Origin of the sequence: Streptomyces tendae (genome assembly GCF_014650435.1) — a bacterium.
Lineage (GTDB): Bacteria > Actinomycetota > Actinomycetes > Streptomycetales > Streptomycetaceae > Streptomyces > Streptomyces tendae.
Genome location: NZ_BMUY01000001.1, coordinates 891,981 through 910,598 on the forward strand (window position 1 = coordinate 891,981; position 18,618 = coordinate 910,598).

Here is an 18,618-nt window from a genome sequence, read left to right on the forward strand (position 1 = left end):
GGCCCGGACTCCGTGTGGAGTCCGGGCCGTCGCCGTACGCGTCGTGCGTCAGCCGTTCGCGAGCGCCTGGACCCGGTCCAGCGCACCGTTGAACTTGTTGTGGTCGCCGACCGTCGGACCGGACGACGTGTACTGCCACATCGTGTAGTAGCCCCAGCCGGCCGGCAGCGTGCCCACCGTGGAGGCGTACCGGGCGATCCACAGCGGGTTGTTGGCGGCGAAACCGCCGTAGTTGCCGGTGCACTGGGTCCACCAGCTGGTGGCCGTGTAGATCACGGCGTCGCGGCCGGTGCGGGCCTTGTAGGTGTTCAGGAAGTCGCGGATCCAGGAGACCATCCCGCTCTGCGACTTGCCGTAGCAGGTGGCGCCGTAGGGGTTCCACTCGATGTCGAGCGCGCCCGGCAGCGTCTTGCCGTCCCTGGACCAGCCGCCGCCGTGGTCGACGAAGTAGTTGGCCTGGGTGGCGCCGCTCGTGGTGTCCGGGGTGGCGAAGTGGTAGGCGCCCCGGATCATGCCGACGTTGTAGGAGCCGTTGTACTGCTGGGCGAAGTAGGGGTTGGTGTAGTACGTCCCCTCGGTGGCCTTGGCGTAGGCCCATTTGACGCCGCTGTTCCACAGGGTCGACCAGGCGACGTTGCCCTGGTGGCTGGAGACGTCGACGCCCTCCGTCTGGGCCGCGCGGCCCGGGACGGGGGTGCCGTGTTCGCCGTCGTGGGCCGCGACGCCCATGCCCATGTGGGCGGAGCCGCGGGCCGGGACGTCCGCGGACGACGAGGCGTCGGCGGGAAGGGTGAACACGAGGGAGAACGCGGCGAGCAGGATCCCGGTGACGGCGAACCGCCGCCCGCGGGCCGATCCGGATCTGTGCACGAGCATGACGTGCCCTCCGATGGCTCGGTGGTGCTCGGTGGGGGATGCGCGAGTGGGGAGAACCCCTGGATGGCACGGGAATGGCGTGCGCATGCCATCCGGAGGTCCGGTGAAGACTCTACGCACGTAGAAACAGCGGGTGGAAGAGGGCCGGGAGCCGCCGTTGGTCTAAGCCTGCGAAATACTTGGCGAGCTGCGGCGATGGCGGCCCGCGGCGGAAACTTTCAGGACCGGAAAAATCGAGGCAGGGGCTGACGTGCACGAAGACGGGAACGGCGGCGGTCGCGGAGGCGAATCCCACCTGTCCGGCAGTGGTGTGAACCAACCCGAGTTCCTCGCCCTGGAGCGGGAGTTGACGGTCCTGCTGCGGCGGGCCCGGGCCAACCAGGGCGAGATGGCCCGGGAGGTCCACCCCGATCTGGAGTCGTCCGCGTACGGACTGCTCGTCCGGCTCGGCGAGTGCGGCGGCCAGCGCGCCACCGACCTCGCCGCCTTCATCGGCGTCGGCAAGGCGACCATGTCCCGCCAGCTGCGCGCGCTGGAGGACCTCGGGCTCGTCGCCCGCGAGCCGGACCCTGCCGACGGCCGGGCCTGGCTCGTCACCCTGACCCCGGAGGGCCAGCAACGCGTCGGCCGGGTCCGGGAGGCCCGCCGCGCCCGGTACGCCCGCCGGCTCGCCGACTGGGACCCCCGCGAGGTGACGGAACTGGCCCGGCTGCTGCACGAACTCAACCGGGGGATGGAGAAGTAGTACCGGCGCCGTCCGGCTCACAACTCGGCGTAGACCACCGTCGCGTCGTCGTGCGTCTTGCTGCGTCCGAGGAACGCCCGGTCGCCCGCCGCGTCCGCGCGTTCCAGCTCCCGCACCCGGTCCACCAGTGCCTGGGCGCCCTGTTTGCGCACCAGTGCCAGGCAGTCCGCCCAGTCGCCCTCCCCGAACTTCTCCACCCACCGCGCGGCCCCGTCCGTCAGCGCCGCCAGCGTCCGAACCCCGGCGCGCGGCAGCGCCCCCGTCACGGCGCGCGCCGCCACGGCGGGGTCGGCCGCGGCCGTGAAGAAGCCGCCCTCCCTGTTGCGCAGGTTGGCGTCCACCAGCGCGTCCGTGGCGAGGGCCGAGCGGGGCAGCCGGGCCAGCCGGTCGTCCAGGACGGGGGTGAGGGTGCCGTCGGGGGCCTCCAGCAGCAGGGCCGAGTCGGAGAGGACCAGGTACTCGACGGCGGCCGGGGACCAGCGGGCGAGGACCACGGTTGCCTGCGGAGTGCGCGGGTGAGAAAGGTCACAGGTTTCCGCGTGCGCCGCCGCGGTACGAGCGATAGCGCGGGACAGGGCCTCGGCGAGGGGAAGATCCGGGAGTGAAACGGTCAGTTCGGTCAGCGCCCCACCGAGGCGCGCCGTGTACCAGGGCACGGAATGCAGACAGCCCGTCGCGGTCCGTGGCGGTGTCACACCGTCAAGGACGACGAGTGAACCACCCCGTCCCGAGGCCGGTAGTCCGACGCTCGCGAAGTCCTCGTTGGGCTGGTCGGCGAGGCCTGGTTCCGAGACGAGTTCCGTACGCATCCGGCCAGTCTGCACGAGGCCTTCACAGCGTTCGCAGAAGGCTGGCACCTTCCTCGGATTCTCCCGGAATCGACGCGGCGGCGCAGGTCAGGCGCCTGATTTGAGGGGGAATCACATCCTCCGGCGGCGCGTGGCGGCACATAGTGCCACCGCCCGTCGCAGACGTCCAACCGGCTCGCCGGGCAACCGTGCGGCACGAGCCACGGGAACTTGCTCCTCAACTCCCCTCCGGGGTTCACTCCTTCGGGTGGCGGCTCGGATGATGCGCGCTCACCGCCCACCGGCACTGGGAGGGTCGGGAACCGGTGGGGGGACTGCCCCGCTCACGCGGTCTCCCCGCCCGACGCGCTGTCGGCGGCCGGGGAACAGCCCAGCGCCCGGCGGAGGGTGCACGCGCCCCCGGCCGGCCAGTTGACGGAGCGCCACCCGGAACCACGGGTACACGAGTCAGGAATGCGAGCACCGGTGCAGAAGACGCGGCCTCGTCGCACAGGCAAGCAGACGGCCCCCGCGGGGAGCGCGGAGCGCACCCCCGGCACCTCCACCCCTCCGCAGCCGCCGGAGGCCCCGGTCGGCAAGGGCCGTCGCACCCACGTGCGCAACCGCCTCATCGTGGCGGTGGCGGTCGTGGCGGCCGCGGTCGCCGGGGCCGGAGCCCCCTCGGTCGTGGCCGCCTCCGGGCAACTGCACGACTCGCAGGAACTGGTGACGCTCGCCGAGCAGACCCAGGGCGCGCTGACCCTCGCCCACTCCCTCGCCGACGAGCGGGACGAGGTCACCCCGTACATCGCGGCGGGCCGCCCCAAGTCCAAGGCACCCTCCGAGCAGCGCAGCGCCCGCGTCGACCGGCAGGTGGAGGAGCTGCGCGCCGACCCCGACACGCCCGCCTCCCTGCGCGAGGACCTCGACGCCGTCGCCGCCCTGCGCCGCGCCGCCCTCACCGGCAAGAGCACCGCGCTCCAGGCCCACGAGGCGTACTCGGAGGCGATCACCGAACTCCACGCCCTGGCCGAGAAGCTGGGCGAGGAGATGCCGCCCCGCGCGGGCTCCGGCGCGTACGCGCTGGCCGAGCTGGACACCGCCGTCCAGCAGGCCGCCGCCACCCGTGGTCTGCTGCTGGCGGCCCTGAACGTGCCGAGCAGCACCGAGACCGTCATCGACCCGGTCACCGGCCTGCCGACCGAGACGACCACCACCTCGGACGCCGACGCCGAGCAGCGCGACGCCCTCGCCGCCGCCGCCCAGCAGGCCCGGGTGCGCTCCGACGCGGCCCTCGCCGACTTCCGCGAGGGCGCTCCCAAGGAGGCGCGGAGCAGCTTCGACGCCACCGTCGCCGGGCCCGAGGTCAACTCCGCGGAGAAGTACCTCGCCGGACTCACCGACGAACCGACCCTCTCCGACGGCGACCTGCGCACCAGCACCAAGCGGCTGGACGCCGCGCTCTCCGCCCGCGTGGACGCGATGCGCGGCGCGGAGTCCGCCCTGTACGAGAAGCGCGTCCAGGCCCTGGAGCGGCTGCGCGACGACGACGTCACCGCGCTGGAGATCCGGATCGCCGTCCTCGGCGCCCTCATCCTGCTCGCCGTCGGCATCGCCACCGCACTGGCCCGCACCCTCACCCGCCCGCTGTCGGTGCTGCGCCGCGGCTCGGCCCGGCTGGCCGAGGCGGAGGACGCGACGGCTCAGGAGCCGATCGCCTTCACCGGCCGCAACGACGAGTTCGCGCAGGTCGTCCGCTCCGTCAACGCCCTGCACACGCACGCCGCGACGCTCGCCGGACGGGTCGCCACGCTGGAGTCCGACCGCAAGCACCTGGTCGGCCAGCGGCAGAAGATGGCCGACGCCCGCGAGGAACTGCGCGCCGAACTCGCCGAGTCCGCCGCCCAGCTGGAGGTGGTGCGCAAGAGCATCGGCTCCACCTTCGTCAACCTGGCGCTGCGCACCCTCGGCCTGGTCGAGCGGCAACTCGCCGTCATCGAGGGCCTGGAGGAGCGCGAGCAGGACCCCGACCGCCTCGCCACCCTGTTCAAGCTCGACCACTTCGCCACGGTCATGCGCCGGCACAGCGAGAACCTCCTCGTCCTCGCCGGCACCGAGCACGTCCAGCACAGCGCCTCGCCGGTGCCGCTGGTCGACGTGGTTCGGGCCGCGGTGAGCGAGATCGAGCGGTACGAGCGGGTACGCATCGCCGCGCTGCCGCCGCACGCCCACGTGGCCGGGTTCGCCGCCGACGACCTGTCCCACCTGCTGGCCGAGCTGATGGAGAACGCCACCTCCTTCTCGCCGCCGGACCTGCCCGTCGAGGTCTCCGGCTGGCTCCTGGAGAACGGCGAGGTGATGCTCTCCGTCCAGGACGAGGGCATCGGCATGGCCACCGAACGCCTCCAGCGGCTCAACGCCCGCCTCACCGACTTCGACCCGGACGCGCCGTTCGACCAGGAGGGCGAGGACGGTCTCGGGCTCGGCCTCTACGTCGTCGCCCGGCTCGCCCACCGGCACGGGGCGCGGGTACGGCTGCGGGAGCAGAAGCAGGGCGGCGTCGCGGCCGTCGTCGTCCTCCCGAGCCCCCTGCTCGCCGCGGCGCCGCCGGCCGCGCTGGCCCCGACCGTGCCGGTGTCCGACGGCACCGGCTCCTTCTCCCTGCCCGGCGCGGACGCGGAGGCCAACTCCAACGTCCTGCACGGGCGGACGGAGCAGGCGGTACGGGCGGACCGGGACGCCGGGACGGCAGCCGACCCGGAACCGGAGCCCGGCACCGACCCGCTGGTGGCCTCGGCGGAGCACGCCGTACGCCGTGCCGAGGAGGACGCCGTACGCCGTGCCGAGGAGGACGCGTCCCGAGCCGACGCGGCCGCCGACGAGGCCACGGAAGCGGACCCCGTCCGCTCGGAGACACCGGACCCCGGCGCCCAGGAACCCGGCGCCCAGGATCCCGCTCCCGACGGCCCCGGCACCCCGGACGACGCGCCCGCCCCGGAGCCGCACGACCGGGACGCGGAGGCCCCCGGGGACGGTGCCGCCGCCCCCGGCAGCGACCTCCCCGACGACGCGACGATGGCCCTCTTCCTCCCGGCCCTGGCGGAGCCGGAGACCCCGGCGGAGCCCGTTTCCGACCCCTACGCCATCGGCCCCGACGCCCACGACCGCACCCCGGACGAGGGCACCGGCCGCGTCGGGGACGCCGACCGCGCCGAAGGCTCCGAGGGCACCGAGGGCTCCGAGCCCGCCGAGCCCGTCACCGACAAGGGTCTGCCCAAGCGGACCCCGAAGCTCACCACCCCCGCCGCGGTGCCGCGGCCGCGCACCTCGGGATCCGTCGACGCCGACGCGCTCCGCCGCCGGCTGGGCGGATTCCGCCGAGGGGCGGAGGCGGGCCGCCGCGACGTCGAGGCGGAGATCGCGGACCGCACCGGACCGCAGCAGGCGCCGGTCGACGCGGACACAACCGAAGAAGCCACGGGGGGCACTGTCGAGGAGGCAAGCAGTTGACCGCGCCCAGTACCTTCGGACTGAGCAGTGAAGCCCGCAATCTCCACTGGCTGCTGACCAACCTCGTCGAGGAGGTGCCCGGCATCCGGTCGGTCGCCGTGGTCTCCTCCGACGGGCTCCTGCTCCTGTCCTCCGACCCCGGCCGCAACGAGGAGGCCCGGCAGGTCCGCGAGACGCCCCGGGCGGGCCCGCGCGGCTCCGCCGCCGACCTCGCCACCGTCGTCTCCGGCGTGGGTAGCCTGACCATCGGCGCCGCCCGGCTGATGGACTTCGGCCCCGTGAAGCACACGATGGTCGCCATGGACGAGGGCAGCCTGTTCGTGATGTCGATCAGCGACGGCTCGCTGCTCGGGGTGCACGGCTCCGCGGAGTGCGACATGAGCGTCGTGGCGTACCACATGGCGCTCTTCGTCGGCCGGGCCGGCCACGTCCTGACCCCCGAACTCCGCAGCGAACTGCGCAAGTCCCTGGAGTCCGAGTCGTCCCAGCCGACGGGGAGCGCCCGATGAGCAGCAGTCCCGGAGAACCCGGCAAGAACGGCCGGGGCCACCTCCCCGTGCGCGGCGCCGACCGCAAACCGGCCCGCGTACGCCCCTACTCGCTCACCGGCGGCCGCACCCGCTTCGGCCACGTGCTGCTCGTCGAGACGTTCGTCGGCGCCACGGCGGGCACCGCCGCGCTCGAAGCCGCCGAGGAGCGCAAGGAGCTGACGAACGGCGGCCTCACCTCCCGCGTGATGCCGGAGATGCGGGCCATCGTCGAACTGTGCCGCCGGATGCGTACGGTGGCCGAGATCGCCGCCCTGCTGAAGATGCCGCTCGGCGTGGTCCGGGTGCTCCTCAGCGACCTGGCGGACCAGGGAAAGATCCGTGTGTACGGCACCGGGACCGGCCACGGCACGGGCCGCCCGGACCGCGCTCTGCTCGAAAGGGTGCTCAGTGGACTCCGTCGTCTCTGACGCCGCCGCGTTCGGCGTCCCCCCGCTCGTCGACACCGACGGGCCCGTGCAGCCCTGGCAGACGGATCCCACCCGTGCGCCGGTCGCCACGAAGATCGTCGTCGCGGGAGGTTTCGGCGTCGGCAAGACCACGCTGGTCACCGCCGTCTCGGAGATCACGCCTCTGCAGACCGAGGCGCTGATGACCGAGGCGAGCGAGGAGACCGACGACCTCACCGCCACCCCGGGCAAGCTCACCACCACCGTGGCCATGGACTTCGGCCGCATCACACTCGACGACGACCTGGTGCTCTACCTGTTCGGCACCCCGGGCCAGCAGCGGTTCTGGTTCATGTGGGACGACCTGGTGCGCGGCGCGATCGGCGCCGTCGTCCTGGCCGACACCCGGCGCCTGAAGGACTGCTGGCCGGCCCTCGACTACTTCGAGAGCTGCGGACTGCCGTACGTCGTCGCGGTCAACCACTTCGACGGCAGCGAGCTGTTCGAGGCGGACGACGTGCGGGAGGCGTTGACGATCCCGGCGCACATACCTGTAATGATCATGGATGCGCGCCGTCGGATCTCGGCCATCGAGACCCTCTTGTCCCTCGTGGGCCACGCGCTCGACGAAACACCCGAGTAGACGAACCCTCGTCCACACGCCCTCGAGTAGGAGACGGAACACCGCATGCGGAAGATACTCGTCGTCGGAGCCGGCCAGTCCGGTCTCCAGCTCGCCCTCGGCCTGCAGTCGCACGGCTACGAGGTCACCCTGATGTCCAACCGGACCGCGGACGAGATCCGCACCGGCCGGGTCATGTCGACGCAGTGCATGTTCCACACGGCACTCCAGCACGAGCGCGATCTCCAGCTGAACTTCTGGGAGTCCCAGGCCCCGAAGATCGAGGGGCTCGGCGTCTCGGTGGCGGCCCCCGGCTCCTTCGACCCGGGCCCCTCGCAGCGCGCGATCGACTGGCTGGGCCGCCTCGACGGCTTCGCGCAGTCGGTCGACCAGCGGGTGAAGATGGCCGGCTGGATGGAGACCTTCGCGCAGCGCGGCGGCCAGCTGGTCATCCACGGCGCGGCCGTCGGCGACCTGGACTACTTCTCCCGCGCCTACGACCTCGTCCTGGTCTCGGCGGGCAAGGGCGAGCTGGTCCAGATGTTCGGCCGGGACCCGGAGCGGTCGCCGTACAGCGAGCCGCAGCGCGCCCTCGCCGTCGCCTACGTGCACGGGATGGGCCCGCGGCCCGAGCACCCGGAGACGGAGGCCGTGCGCTGCAACCTGGTGCCGGGCGTGGGCGAGATGTTCATCATGCCGACGTTCACCACCTCGGGCCGCGCCGACATCCTCTTCTGGGAGGGCATACCCGGCGGCCCGCTGGACGCCTTCAAGGACGTCAAGGACCCCGCGGAGCACCTCTCCCTGACCCTGGAACTCATGGAGAAGTTCCTCCCGTGGGAGTACGCGCGGGCCACCAAGGTCGAACTGACCGACGCCGGCGGCACCCTGGCGGGACGCTACGCCCCCACCGTCCGCAACCCGATCGGCCGCCTCCCCGGCGGCGGTCTCGTCCTCGGCGTGGCCGACGTGGTCGTCGCCAACGACCCGATCACCGGCCAGGGCTCCAACTCCGCCTCCAAGTGCGCCGCCTCCTACCTCGGCTCGATCATCGAGCACGGGGACCAGGAGTTCGACGAGACCTGGATGCAGCAGACCTTCGACCGCTACTGGGAGACCGCCCAGCACGTCACCAAGTGGACCAACACCATGCTGGCCCCGCCGCCTGAGCACATCCTCAACCTGTTCGGCGCGGCGACGCAGCTCCAGCCCATCGCCGACCGCTTCGCCAACGGCTTCAACGACCCGTCGGACTTCGAGAACTTCTTCTACGACCCGGCGAAGACCGAGGGCTACCTGGCCGAGGTCTCGGGCGCCGCGGGCGCGTAGGAGGCCGCGTACCCCTCGTCGGACCCGTCCGTCGCCCCCGCGGGCAGCCTCGGTGGCGTGTAGCGCCGTACGGGATCCCCGCCGGGGTCGGGGCGTACGGCGCCGAGCACCGGGTTGGCGGCGATCGGCGACACCTTGACGTCGGCGCCGGGGCGCGGTGCCTGGACGACCATGCCGTCCCCGAGGTACATCGCCACGTGGGTGGCCTCGGGGAAGTACACGACCAGGTCACCGGGGCGCAGTTCGTCCAGCGGCACGTGGTCGAGGCGGGCCCACTGCTCCTGGCTGGTGCGCGGGATCGGCGTCCCGGCCCGCTCCCAGGCCACGGAGGTCAGCCCCGAGCAGTCGTACGACGCCGGGCCCTCGGCGCCCCACTCGTACGGCTTGCCGAGCTGCTCCACCGCGAAGCGCACCGCGTTCTCGCCGCCGGCCGACGGCTTGGCGTCGTCGCCGAGTGCGCCGGACGCCAGGAACCGCTCCTGCTCCTCGGCGATCCCGCTGCTCTCCAGCTCGTCCAGCGCGGCCAGCTGCTCGGGGGTGAGGGAGGCGAGCATCGCTTCCACGGCGCGCAGGCGTTCGCGTACGCCGTCCCGTTCCCTTTCCTGGCGTTCGGCGAGGGCGGCCTGCCGGCCCAGGGCCTCGCGCGAGCGCCGTGACAGTTCGTCCGCCTTCTTCTCGTCGCCCGTCAGGCGGCCCACTGTCTCGACCCGTTCCCGGGCCAGCCGGCCGATGACATGCCCCTGGTCGACCGCGTGCTGCGGGTCGCGGGCCAGCAGCAGCCGCAGGTAGGGGGAGAGGCCGCTGCTGCTCTGGTACTGCTGCCGGGCCAGCCGCCCGGCCGCGCCACGGCTGTCGTGCAGGGACGTCCGGGTCCGGGCCAGCTCGGTGTCCAGCCGCCGCACCTCGGCGCGCTGCTCGCGCAGCCGCTCCTCGGTGCCGTTGTAGGTCTCGGTGGCCTTCTCCGCCTCCCGGTACAGCTGCTGAAGGTCCGTCAGCAGTCCGGCCACGGTGCGGTCGTCGGCCGTGCCGGGCGCGGGTTCGGCCGCGGCGGGCACGGGCGCGAGGACGATCCCGGCCGCCACCGCCGCCGTGCACACCAGACGCAGGAGCCTTCCTGACATGCCATCACCTCCGGTGCGGGGCGGTGGGTCCGCTCCGCACGGCGAGCATGTGGCGGGTGCGCGGGCCGCGCGCGCCGAGTGTGCGCGGATCGGCGCAACGAGGTCACCCGTCCGCGTCGTCCGGCTTGCCGGGCGGCGTGGCGTCTGGATCGGCGGCCGCCGCGCGGTCCGGCTTCGACCACGGCCACCTGCGGCCCGAGCCCTTCCGGCCCGAGGGGTCGTAGGCGTACTTCCAGCGGGCGAACCGCAGCCCGCCCCTGGTGTCCCGGGGCTCCCTCCGGTACACCAGCACGGTGGGCGGGCCGCCGTCCGGGTCCGGTACGGGGATGCGGTACGTCTTCGGCGGGTGCCCGGTCATCCCGACCAGGACGGGCAGCACGCGTCCGTCCATGGGGCCGCCCTCGAAGGGGGTGTCTTCGCTCTTCACGCCACCAGTGTCGGTGATCGGCGCGCCGGCGCCGGAAGCCGCCGCCCCGGGTCAGAGATCCGCCGCCAGCGCCTCGACCAGCGTCGCGGTCTGCGGGTCGCGGCGGGCGGTGACCGTCAGCACCGCGAGGAACTGCTCCACCAGCCAGTCCCGCAGCTCGTCCACGGGCGGCTGCTTGTCCTCGTCCAGCCAGATCAGCGAGGCCGCCTCCACCGCCGTGATCCACATCCGGACGGTCATCCGCAGCCGGGGGCCGGGCTCGGTGACGTCCAGGTGGCGCATGATGTGGTCGGCCGCGGCCCTGCGTACGCCGTCCACGATGCCCGAGGTCTGCGAGGTCTCCACCACGCTGCCGCCGCGCAGCAGGGCGCTGAAGCCGGTGTCGTGCTGGTCGACGAAGGTGAGGTAGCGGTCCAGGGCGCGGGAGAGCCGGGCCAGCAGCGGGCCCTCGCGGGGCTCGTCGAAGCACAGCCGCAGCTCGTCGGCGGCGGACCTGAGCGCGGCCTCGTACAGCTGCTGCTTGCCGCCGGGGAAGTACCGGTACACCAGCGGCCGCGAGACCCCGGCCTGCTCGGCCACGTCGTCCAGGGAGACCTCCTCCGGGGGCCGGTGCGCGAAGAGGGTGAGCGCCGCGTCCAGCAACTGGATGCGGCGCTCCTCGACGCTGAGGCGGCGGTAGGCGGGGGTGGGGGCCTGCGGGTTCATGTCCGCAGGGTAACCGGGCGGGGGAGCGCGCAGCCCGGCGTTGTGGGGTGCCGCTGCGCCCACCCTCCCCCACTCTCGGCTTCGCTCGAGCGGGGGGGACCCCCATCGCCCCAGCGGCACGACTGCCCGCAGCTGGGGGGACCGCCCCAGCGGCCCTACTGGCCGCAGCCGGGGCGGCTACGCCAGGAGGCCCGAGGAGCGCCACAGCTTGCGGCCCGCTCCGCGCAGTACGCCGATGTCGTCCAGGAAGTCCGTCAGGCGCTTCGCGCCGGTCTGCATGATCTCCCTGCGGTGGCCGCTGGCCTGGACCTGGGCCAGGGCCTCCCGCTTGTCCAGGCCGACGTTCGTGTAGACCTCGGGGTTGATGAACGCCTTGGAGAAGACGCGGGCGAACTCGCCGGAGGTGACCCGGGTGAACTCCTGCGACCACTTCGGGGCCGTCACCATCTGCCGGCGCAGCTCCTCACGGGCGTACCGCACGTGCCGGGCCTCCTCGACGACGTGGATGCGCGTGACGCCCCGGATCAGCGGCTGGACCCGCTCGTCCGGGAAGGTCAGCCGCTGCATCCAGTCCAGGACCTCCTCGCCGAGCAGCGTGGCGGTGAAGGAGCCGGGCGTGGTGGAGATCGTCTTGAAGAGGCGGCCGAGGTGCTGGTGGACCGGGCTCACCGGGTACCACGGGGTCTCGCCACGCGATATCAGCCGGGCGAACATCTTCGAGTGCCGGCACTCGTCCTCGATCTCGGTCAGCGCGTAGCGCACGTGGGCGCTCGTCGCCGCCTTGTCGTAGATGTGCCGGACGAGGAGCTGCATGAGGATCAGCTCGAACCAGATGCCGAGCGAGGCGAGCGCGGCGGCCTCGTGCTGGGAGAGCGCGATGCGCTGCTCCTCGCTCATCCGCTGCCACATCGGCGTGTCGTACAGCGACACCAGCTCCGGCGGCCAGAACCACTTGCCGTCCTCGAACGGCGCGTCCCAGTCCAGCTCCTTGTCCGGGTCGAAGGAGTGCTTGGCGGACGAGTCGAGCAGCCGTTCGGCCACCTGCTCCCGGTCCTTGAGCAGGCCGAGCGCGTCGCGCAGGCCCTCGAGCGCGTCGGCTTCCGTCAGCGTCGTCATGGCTGTGTCCCACCTCGTCGAACGGATCGTGTTACCCGCGGTCACTCCAGCTTGCTGGGTCTTATGAGACTGCGTGTCAGCAAGCTCGTCAATCCCCTGCGCGGAACTTGTTGACCGCGAGTAAAGGTGGGGCGCCGTCAATGCCTCGGCGCGGGACCACCCGATGGAGCGCCCCGTCGGCGTTCGTGCTGGGTACGCTGGCCGTGTCCGTCAGACTCCGGTACATGGGAGCGATCATGAGCGCCGCGCGTGACTACGGGCTGGACGACGACTACGAGTGGCCCCGTCCGCCGGAGGGCGGCTGGACGGCGGACGACCTCGACGAGCTTCCCAACCTGCCTCCGCACACGGAGCTGATCGACGGGAGCCTCGTCTTCGTGAGTCCGCAGACCAATTTCCACTCACGTGTCATCCGGCTGTTGGACAACGCCCTGCTGGCGCAGGCGCCGGAAGAGCTGGACGTCATCCGCGAGATGACCATCAAGCTCAACAAGCGCAACCGGCCCGAGCCCGACGTCCTCGTGTTCCATGCGGATGCCGACACCGGTCCGAAGCAGACTTGGTACCGGCCGGAAGACGTGGTGATTGCCGTCGAGGTCGTGTCCGAGGAATCGGAGGACCGGGACCGAGAGGTGAAGCCGCCGAAATACGCGCGGGCGGGCATTCCTTACTACTGGCGTGTTGAGGAGAATCAGGGACTTCCGGTCGTCTACGTCTACGAGGTCGACCCTGCCACGCAGGCCTACGCTCTGACCGGCATCTTCCACAACCGCCTCAAACTCACCGTCCCCTTCCTCATCGACATTGACCTCACCGCCGTGAACCGTCGCCGATAGCCCCCTACCTCACCTCCCGAGCACCGCCTCCATCACCCCCCGCGCGATCGGCGCCGCGAGCCCGCCCCCGCTGATGCCGCCGCGGTCCGCCGCCGAGCCCTCGACCACCACCGCCACCGCGACCTTCGGCTCCACGTCGCCGGCGCCCCGCGCCCAGGAGATGAACCACGCGTACGGCGTGCCCGAGTTGCCGACGCCGTGCTGGGCGGTGCCGGTCTTGCCGCCGACCACGGCACCCGGGATCGCCGCCTTCGCGCCGGTGCCCTTGTCCACCACGCCGGTCATCAGCTCCTTGAGCAGCGCCGCGGTCGAGGGACGCATCACCTCCCGGGAGGGCCGCGACCCGGCCGCCGCGACCAGGCTGCCGCCCGCCCGCTGCGTCCGCTCCACCAGGTACGGCGAGCGCACCTGACCGCCGCCCGCCACCGCCGCCGCCACCGTCGCCATCTGCAGCGGCGTCGCCCGCGTGTTGTACTGCCCGATCGACGACAGGCCGAGCTGCGCCCGGTCCACCGAGGTGTCGAAGGTGCTCCGTGCGACGGGGAAGGGGACCCGCAGCCCGTCGTCGTTGAAGCCGAACGCCTCCGCCATGGCCGTCATGTCCGTCACGCCCACGTCCACGCCGAGCTTCGCGAACACCGTGTTGCAGGACCACTCGAACGCCTCCCGCAGCGAGGCGTTCCGGCAGCCGTCGGCCTCGTTCGTGAGCGTCGTCCGCGTCCCGGGCAGGGTGTACGGGTCGGGGGAGCGGGTCGGCGCGTCCAGGTCGCGGATCACACCCGCGTCCAGCGCCGCCGCCGCGGTGACCACCTTGAACGTCGAACCCGGCGGATAGGTCCGGCTCACCGCCCGGTTGAGCATCGGCTTGTCCGGGTCGGCGTTCAGCCGGTTCCAGGTGCGGGTGGCGGCCGCGCTGTTGCCGGACAGCAGCTGGGGATCGTAGGAGGGGGTGGAGGCCAGGGCCAGGATGCGGCCCGTGGCCGGTTCGATCGCGGCCACCGCGCCCTTGCGCCCGCCGAGCCCCTGGAACGCCGCCCGCTGCGCGGCCCCGTCGATCGTCGTCACGACGTCGCCGCCCGGGTTGTGGGCGCCCGTGACGTCGTTCCACAGCGGCAGCGGCGCGAGCATCGGATCGGCGCCGGACAGCAGTCCGTCCTCGGCCTGCTCGAGGAGCGTCGTCCCGTACGCCTGGGAGGCGAAGCCGGTGATCGGCGCGTACATCGGCCCGTTCGCGTAGGTCCGCTCGAAACGCAGGTGCTCGCCGGTGTCGCGAGAACCGGTGACCGCCTTGCCGCCGACCAGGATGTCGCCGCGCGGCTGCTGGTAGCGGGCGATGTCGGGGCGGCGGTTGGCTGGGTTGTCGTCGTACTCCGGCTTCTGGACGATCTGCACCCGGGCCGCGTTGACCACCAGGGCGACCAGCAGCAGGGCGCAGAAGACGGCCGCGTGCCGGATGTTCCGGGTCACGAGGGGGTCCCGCGCCGGGCCGCGTGGCTGACCCGGATCAGCAGCGCCACGATGGCCCAGTTGGTGACGACCGAGGACCCGCCCTGCGCCAGGAACGGCATCGCCATGCCGGTCAGCGGGATCAGCCCCGTCACCCCGCCCGCGATGACGAACACCTGGAGCGCCACGATCGAGGAGAGGCCGACCGCGAGCAGCCGGCCGAAGGGGTCGCGGGCGGCCAGGCCCGCCCGGTAGCCGCGCTCCACCAGCAGCCCGTACAGCAGGAAGACGGCGGTCAGGCCGAGGAAGCCCAGCTCCTCCCCGGCCGTCGCCAGGATGAAGTCCGACTTGACGGCGAAGCCGATCAGGACCGAGTGGCCGAGGCCGAGACCGGTGCCGGTCACCCCGCCCGCCGCGAAGGCGAAGAGGGACTGGGCCAGTTGGTTCGGGCCGTCGCCCGCCTCGATGGACGCGAAGGGGTGCAGCCAGTCCTCCACCCTGCTGTGCACGTGCGGCTCCAGCCAGCCCACGGCGACCGCGCCCAGCGAGGCCAGCAGCAGCCCCACGGCGATCCAGCCGGTGCGGCCGGTGGCGACGTAGAGCAGGACCACGAACAGACCGAAGAAGAGGAGCGAGGTGCCGAGGTCCCGCTCCAGGACCAGGACGCCGACACTGACCAGCCACACCGCCAGGATCGGGCCGAGCACCCGGCCGGTGGGCAGCTGCAGCCGCCACACCCTGCGCCCCGCGTACGCCAGCGCGCTGCGGTTGGCGGCCAGGTAGGCGGCGAAGAAGACCGCGAGCAGCACCTTCGCGAACTCGCCGGGCTGGATGGAGAAGCCCTCGATCCGGATCCAGATGCGGGCGCCGTTCACCGCCGGGAAGAAGATCGGCACGGTGAGCAGGGCGAGCGCCGCGGCGACGCACACGTAGGCGTAGCGCTGCAGCACCCGGTGGTCGCGCAGGAGCAGGACGACCACGATGAACAGCGCGACCCCCAGCGTCGACCAGACCAGCTGGGTCGGGGCCGCCCGGTCGCCCGGCGTCTCCAGGTCGAGCCGGTAGATCAGCACCAGGCCGAGGCCGTTGAGCAGCACCCCGATGGGCAGCAGCAGCGGGTCGGCGTACGGGGCGCGCAGCCGTACCGCCAGGTGGGCGACGAGCGCGAGCACGCCGAGCCCGGCGCCGTAACCGGCGGCGCCGGGCGGCAGGGCGCCCTGCTGGGCGAGGCCGACGTTGCAGTAGCCGAAGACCGACAGCAGGACGGCCACGACGATCAGCGCGAGTTCGATGCCCCGGCGCCGGGGGAGCCGGGCGACGGGAGCGGGGGTGTCCGCCTGTGCCACGGTGATCCCGGTTCCGGTTCCGGCCTTGGTCATGTCCGGAACTTACCCAAATGGTGTGGTGTGTGCGGCGTCCGGCTCAGCACCAGCGCGGCGCGGGGCCGATGTTGTCGATGTAACGGGCCGCGCCCCAGGCCCAGGTGCCGTCCGTGAGGAGGTACCAGAGGGGGTTGCCCTTCACCCGGTCGCCGGGCGTCTTGCAGTAGATGGAGACGACCTCGCCCCGGCGGGCGTACCGGATGACGTCCGAACCGCGGCTCGGCGAGGTGCGCAGGGCGAGGCGCTGGGCCGTCACGACGCCCCGGTAGCGGCCCTGCTCCTGCCGGCCGTCGCTCCCGCCCCACTCGTCGCCGCCGTTCCCGCCGCGGTTTCCCTCGCCGGTGACGGCGGACGTGGAGCCGGCGTCCCCGCCGCGCCCGTCGTTCGCGACGGCGGGGGTGACGGCGACTGCGGTGGCGAGCGCGCCCGCCGCGAGGGCGGTGGCGAGGCCGCGGACCAGGGGTGAACGCGAGGCCGGTGCGGACAGTGGCGACATGGGAGTACCTCCCGGGAGCGAACGGGTCTTCAGGTGACTAACCGCCACATTAGGAGCGGCCCGTACGCACCGCCCGCCGCACTGAGCCATCGGGGAAGGTGCCGTGGTCAGGGCTGCTGAGGCAGCTGCTGAGGCAGCGTCAGCCTGGCCAGCGCCCCGCCGTCCGGCGGGTTGGTGAACTCCAGGCGCGCCCCCAGCACCTCGGCCTGCCCCAGCGCGATCGTCAGCCCCAGGCCGTGCCCCTTCGTCCCGCCCTCGGTGCGGAACCGCTGCGGCCCGTGCGCCAGGAGGTACTCCGGATAGCCGCCCCCGTGGTCCCGCACGGTGATCACCGCGCCGTCCACGGTCAGTACCACCGGCGCCCGCCCGTGCAGGTGCGCGTTCGCCACCAGGTTGCCCAGGACGCGCTCCAGACGCCGCCGGTCGGTCTCCACCCAGGCGTCCCGCGCGACGTCCACCCGGGTGTCCGTGCCCGAGCTCCGCACCACCCGCCGGGCCAGTGCGCCCAGTTCCTCCGGCTCCGTCGCCGGCCGCTCCCGCCCGCTCTCCAGCCGGGAGATCTCCAGCAGGTCCTCGGTGAGGGTGCGCAGCGCCGCCACCCGGTCCCGCACCAGCTCGGTGGGGCGGCCGGGCGGCAGCAGCTCGGCCGCCGCGTGCAGGCCGGTGAGCGGGGTGCGCAGCTCGTGCGCCACGTCCGCGGTGAACCGCTGCTCGGCGAGCAGCTTGCCCTGCAGCGACGACGCCATGGAGTCCAGCGCGGCGGCGACCGACGCCACCTCGTCCTGCGGGCGCGTCGGATCCTGGGCGCGCGGATCGCCGACCCGCGCGTCGAGGTCGCCGGCGCTGATCCGCCGGGCCACCCGCGCCGTGGTGTGCAGCCGCCGTGTCACCCGCGTCACCGCGAACGCGCCGACCAGCAGCGTCGCCCCGATCGCCAGCGCGGACGCCCACACGAGCGTGCCGTCCAGACCGTCGATGGTGGCCCGGCCCTGCGAGTGGTCGACCCGCACCGCCAGCGCCCGGCCGCCGTCGGCGGGGCCCGCCGCCCACATCGTCGGGCGCCCGGCGTACTCGGCGACCATCGTGCCGCGCCGGCCCGACACGGCCAGCTCACGCAGCTGCCGCGGCAGCCCCGGCGGATCGACGCCGGCCCCGCGCCGCAGCGGGTCCCCCGCCTCGTAGGACTCCGTCGCCTCCCGGAGCCGGGTCAGGGCGACGTCGCGTGCCTGGCCGACGGTCCGGTTGGTCACCGAGACGTGCACCAGGACGCCGAGCAGCGCGGCGAGCCCGCAGCACATCACGGTGATGAAGACGGCCGCCCGCACCGCGAGCGGTCCCGCCCACCGGGGGAGGGCGAGCCTCACCGGGCGCTCGCCGAGGGCGGCACGGAGGTTGACGCGGAGGGCGACGGCGCGGGCGACGCGGGCGGTGACGGCGAGGCGGACGGACGCTTCGTGTGCTGACCGCCGTCGTCGGTGCGCAGCATCTCGTCGCTGGTCAGCAGCATGGCCCCCTGGTCCGCGTCCCAGGTCCACTGCAGCCGGTACTCGTACCCGGCGACCTCCGAGGGCGAGCGGACGATCACCGTCCGCCCGGCCAGCTCGACCGCGCTCACGGCGTCCTCGTAGGACATGACCCGCACCAGGCGGTCCTTCTCGACGGTGTACACCCGCACGGCGGTCAGCTTGTCCGGCAGCAGCCGGAAACCCAGCGTCATCTCGGGCCGCCCGTCACCGGTCAGGTCGCGGTAGTACGGCCGCAGCACCGGGCAGCCGCCGCGCTCGTCACCGGCGCCGTCCGGGCCGCAGTCCGCCATCCGCACGGACGTCTCGTGGTACCGCGCCTTCGCGTCCGCGTAGTCGTCCGGATGCGCGGCGATCTCGGCCCGCACCGCGGCCACCGGATTCGCCCTGCGGATGTCGCCGCCGGGCACGGCGACGCCCGCCACCGGCGCGTGCTCCACCTCGCCGATGTCGTACGCCGGACTGGACGCCGGCGTCAGGCCGGGCCAGAGCCGGGCCGGCTGGCGCGCGGCGGGCGTCGCCCCGGCACTCTCCAGGCCGCCGGTGTCCCCGCAGGCCGCCAGCGTGCCGGTCGCCGCGGTCGCCAGGAGCAGCGCGAGGGCGGCGGGGACGCGGGCGGGGTGCCCGCGGCGGCTCGGGAGCACTGCACTCCAGGGGTTCGGTGATCGGCGTCGGCGGTCCCGCACGGCCGCGGGCGGCACCGCGGACGTCGCGGCACCCACGCATCTTCGTACGGAAGGCCATTTTGCGTGCGCACCG

18 protein-coding genes are annotated in these 18,618 nt (G+C 73.2%); 7 read left to right on the forward strand and 11 right to left on the reverse strand.

Translation table 11 applies throughout. The annotated features are described in order from the left end of the window. Positions 1-48 precede the first annotated feature (48 nt). The gene (locus IE258_RS04100; RefSeq protein ID WP_189738960.1) at positions 49-876 is read right to left on the reverse strand and encodes a lysozyme; all 828 of its coding nucleotides are present in this window, start codon (positions 874-876) and stop codon (positions 49-51) included. 250 nt (positions 877-1,126) lie between these two features. Here IE258_RS04100 and IE258_RS04105 point away from each other — a divergent pair, with 250 nt between their 5' ends. Continuing rightward, positions 1,127-1,621 (forward strand): MarR family winged helix-turn-helix transcriptional regulator, encoded by a 495-nt coding sequence (locus IE258_RS04105; protein WP_189738963.1) that lies wholly within the window; start codon positions 1,127-1,129, stop codon positions 1,619-1,621. 17 nt (positions 1,622-1,638) lie between these two features. Here IE258_RS04105 and IE258_RS04110 read toward each other — a convergent pair whose 3' ends face one another. Continuing rightward, the gene (locus IE258_RS04110) at positions 1,639-2,430 is read right to left on the reverse strand and encodes a protein phosphatase 2C domain-containing protein (protein ID WP_189738966.1); all 792 of its coding nucleotides are present in this window, start codon (positions 2,428-2,430) and stop codon (positions 1,639-1,641) included. A 453-nt stretch (positions 2,431-2,883) separates the two neighbouring features. Between IE258_RS04110 and IE258_RS04115 the strand changes: the two genes are divergently transcribed. The 5 genes from IE258_RS04115 to IE258_RS04135 are packed head-to-tail and all read left to right on the forward strand — an operon-like array spanning position 2,884 to position 8,807. Beyond that, on the forward strand, positions 2,884-5,919 hold the full coding sequence (locus IE258_RS04115) for a nitrate- and nitrite sensing domain-containing protein (protein WP_189738969.1): 3,036 nt from the start codon (positions 2,884-2,886) through the stop codon (positions 5,917-5,919). Continuing rightward, positions 5,916-6,428 carry a roadblock/LC7 domain-containing protein gene (locus IE258_RS04120; RefSeq protein WP_179235461.1) on the forward strand — a complete coding sequence of 171 codons (513 nt, stop codon included), beginning with the start codon at positions 5,916-5,918 and terminating at the stop codon, positions 6,426-6,428. The genes IE258_RS04115 and IE258_RS04120 overlap by 4 nt, the downstream gene beginning before the upstream one ends. After that, entirely contained in the window at positions 6,425-6,877 is a 453-nt protein-coding gene (locus IE258_RS04125) for a DUF742 domain-containing protein (RefSeq protein WP_189738972.1), read from the forward strand. The genes IE258_RS04120 and IE258_RS04125 overlap by 4 nt, the downstream gene beginning before the upstream one ends. Continuing rightward, on the forward strand, positions 6,858-7,499 hold the full coding sequence (locus tag IE258_RS04130; protein ID WP_164458683.1) for a GTP-binding protein: 642 nt from the start codon (positions 6,858-6,860) through the stop codon (positions 7,497-7,499). The genes IE258_RS04125 and IE258_RS04130 overlap by 20 nt, the downstream gene beginning before the upstream one ends. A gap of 45 nt (positions 7,500-7,544) precedes the next feature. After that, on the forward strand, positions 7,545-8,807 hold the full coding sequence (locus IE258_RS04135) for a styrene monooxygenase/indole monooxygenase family protein (protein ID WP_189738975.1): 1,263 nt from the start codon (positions 7,545-7,547) through the stop codon (positions 8,805-8,807). Here the strand turns inward: IE258_RS04135 and IE258_RS04140 are convergent. The 4 genes from IE258_RS04140 to IE258_RS04155 all read right to left on the reverse strand — a co-directional run bounded on the left by IE258_RS04140 (position 8,771) and on the right by IE258_RS04155 (position 12,176). After that, positions 8,771-9,928: a C40 family peptidase gene (locus IE258_RS04140; RefSeq protein ID WP_189738978.1), complete on the reverse strand. Its 1,158-nt coding sequence runs from the start codon at positions 9,926-9,928 to the stop codon at positions 8,771-8,773. The two genes, IE258_RS04135 and IE258_RS04140, sit on opposite strands and share 37 nt — an antisense overlap. Positions 9,929-10,031: 103 nt before the next feature. Beyond that, positions 10,032-10,355: a DUF8847 domain-containing protein gene (locus tag IE258_RS04145; protein WP_189738981.1), complete on the reverse strand. Its 324-nt coding sequence runs from the start codon at positions 10,353-10,355 to the stop codon at positions 10,032-10,034. Between the two features lie 51 nt (positions 10,356-10,406). Further along, positions 10,407-11,060, reverse strand: coding sequence for a TetR/AcrR family transcriptional regulator (locus IE258_RS04150; protein ID WP_159328488.1), 654 nt, complete (start codon positions 11,058-11,060; stop codon positions 10,407-10,409). A 177-nt stretch (positions 11,061-11,237) separates the two neighbouring features. Then, positions 11,238-12,176 (reverse strand): AurF N-oxygenase family protein, encoded by a 939-nt coding sequence (locus tag IE258_RS04155; RefSeq protein ID WP_189738983.1) that lies wholly within the window; start codon positions 12,174-12,176, stop codon positions 11,238-11,240. A gap of 236 nt (positions 12,177-12,412) precedes the next feature. Here IE258_RS04155 and IE258_RS04160 point away from each other — a divergent pair, with 236 nt between their 5' ends. Further along, positions 12,413-13,012: a Uma2 family endonuclease gene (locus tag IE258_RS04160; protein WP_042825176.1), complete on the forward strand. Its 600-nt coding sequence runs from the start codon at positions 12,413-12,415 to the stop codon at positions 13,010-13,012. A gap of 9 nt (positions 13,013-13,021) precedes the next feature. Here IE258_RS04160 and IE258_RS04165 read toward each other — a convergent pair whose 3' ends face one another. The 5 genes from IE258_RS04165 to IE258_RS04185 form a co-directional block, all read right to left on the reverse strand. Beyond that, positions 13,022-14,479, reverse strand: a complete 1,458-nt coding sequence (locus IE258_RS04165) for a penicillin-binding transpeptidase domain-containing protein (RefSeq protein WP_189738986.1) — start codon at positions 14,477-14,479, stop codon at positions 13,022-13,024. Then, complete coding sequence (locus tag IE258_RS04170) at positions 14,476-15,837, reverse strand: FtsW/RodA/SpoVE family cell cycle protein (protein ID WP_189738988.1); 1,362 nt, start codon at positions 15,835-15,837, stop codon at positions 14,476-14,478. Before IE258_RS04170 ends, IE258_RS04165 begins: the two co-directional genes overlap by 4 nt. A gap of 43 nt (positions 15,838-15,880) precedes the next feature. Next, complete coding sequence (locus IE258_RS04175) at positions 15,881-16,336, reverse strand: SH3 domain-containing protein (RefSeq protein WP_189738991.1); 456 nt, start codon at positions 16,334-16,336, stop codon at positions 15,881-15,883. A gap of 107 nt (positions 16,337-16,443) precedes the next feature. Continuing rightward, positions 16,444-17,700 carry an ATP-binding protein gene (locus IE258_RS04180; protein ID WP_189738995.1) on the reverse strand — a complete coding sequence of 419 codons (1,257 nt, stop codon included), beginning with the start codon at positions 17,698-17,700 and terminating at the stop codon, positions 16,444-16,446. Then, positions 17,697-18,503 (reverse strand): hypothetical protein, encoded by an 807-nt coding sequence (locus IE258_RS04185; protein WP_189738998.1) that lies wholly within the window; start codon positions 18,501-18,503, stop codon positions 17,697-17,699. The genes IE258_RS04180 and IE258_RS04185 overlap by 4 nt, the downstream gene beginning before the upstream one ends. Positions 18,504-18,618 lie beyond the last annotated feature (115 nt).

Excerpts from the sequence above, each read along its gene's own strand:
- IE258_RS04100 (WP_189738960.1), bottom strand. The coding sequence starts at position 876 with ATGCTCGTGCACAGATCCGGATCGGCCCGCGGGCGGCGGTTCGCCGTC.
- IE258_RS04110 (WP_189738966.1), bottom strand. The coding sequence starts at position 2,430 with ATGCGTACGGAACTCGTCTCGGAACCAGGCCTCGCCGACCAGCCCAAC.
- IE258_RS04115 (WP_189738969.1), top strand. The coding sequence starts at position 2,884 with ATGCGAGCACCGGTGCAGAAGACGCGGCCTCGTCGCACAGGCAAGCAG.
- IE258_RS04125 (WP_189738972.1), top strand. The coding sequence starts at position 6,425 with ATGAGCAGCAGTCCCGGAGAACCCGGCAAGAACGGCCGGGGCCACCTC.
- IE258_RS04135 (WP_189738975.1), top strand. The coding sequence starts at position 7,545 with ATGCGGAAGATACTCGTCGTCGGAGCCGGCCAGTCCGGTCTCCAGCTC.
- IE258_RS04140 (WP_189738978.1), bottom strand. The coding sequence starts at position 9,928 with ATGTCAGGAAGGCTCCTGCGTCTGGTGTGCACGGCGGCGGTGGCGGCC.
- IE258_RS04150 (WP_159328488.1), bottom strand. The coding sequence starts at position 11,060 with ATGAACCCGCAGGCCCCCACCCCCGCCTACCGCCGCCTCAGCGTCGAG.
- IE258_RS04155 (WP_189738983.1), bottom strand. The coding sequence starts at position 12,176 with ATGACGACGCTGACGGAAGCCGACGCGCTCGAGGGCCTGCGCGACGCG.
- IE258_RS04160 (WP_042825176.1), top strand. The coding sequence starts at position 12,413 with ATGAGCGCCGCGCGTGACTACGGGCTGGACGACGACTACGAGTGGCCC.
- IE258_RS04170 (WP_189738988.1), bottom strand. The coding sequence starts at position 15,837 with ATGACCAAGGCCGGAACCGGAACCGGGATCACCGTGGCACAGGCGGAC.
- IE258_RS04175 (WP_189738991.1), bottom strand. The coding sequence starts at position 16,336 with ATGTCGCCACTGTCCGCACCGGCCTCGCGTTCACCCCTGGTCCGCGGC.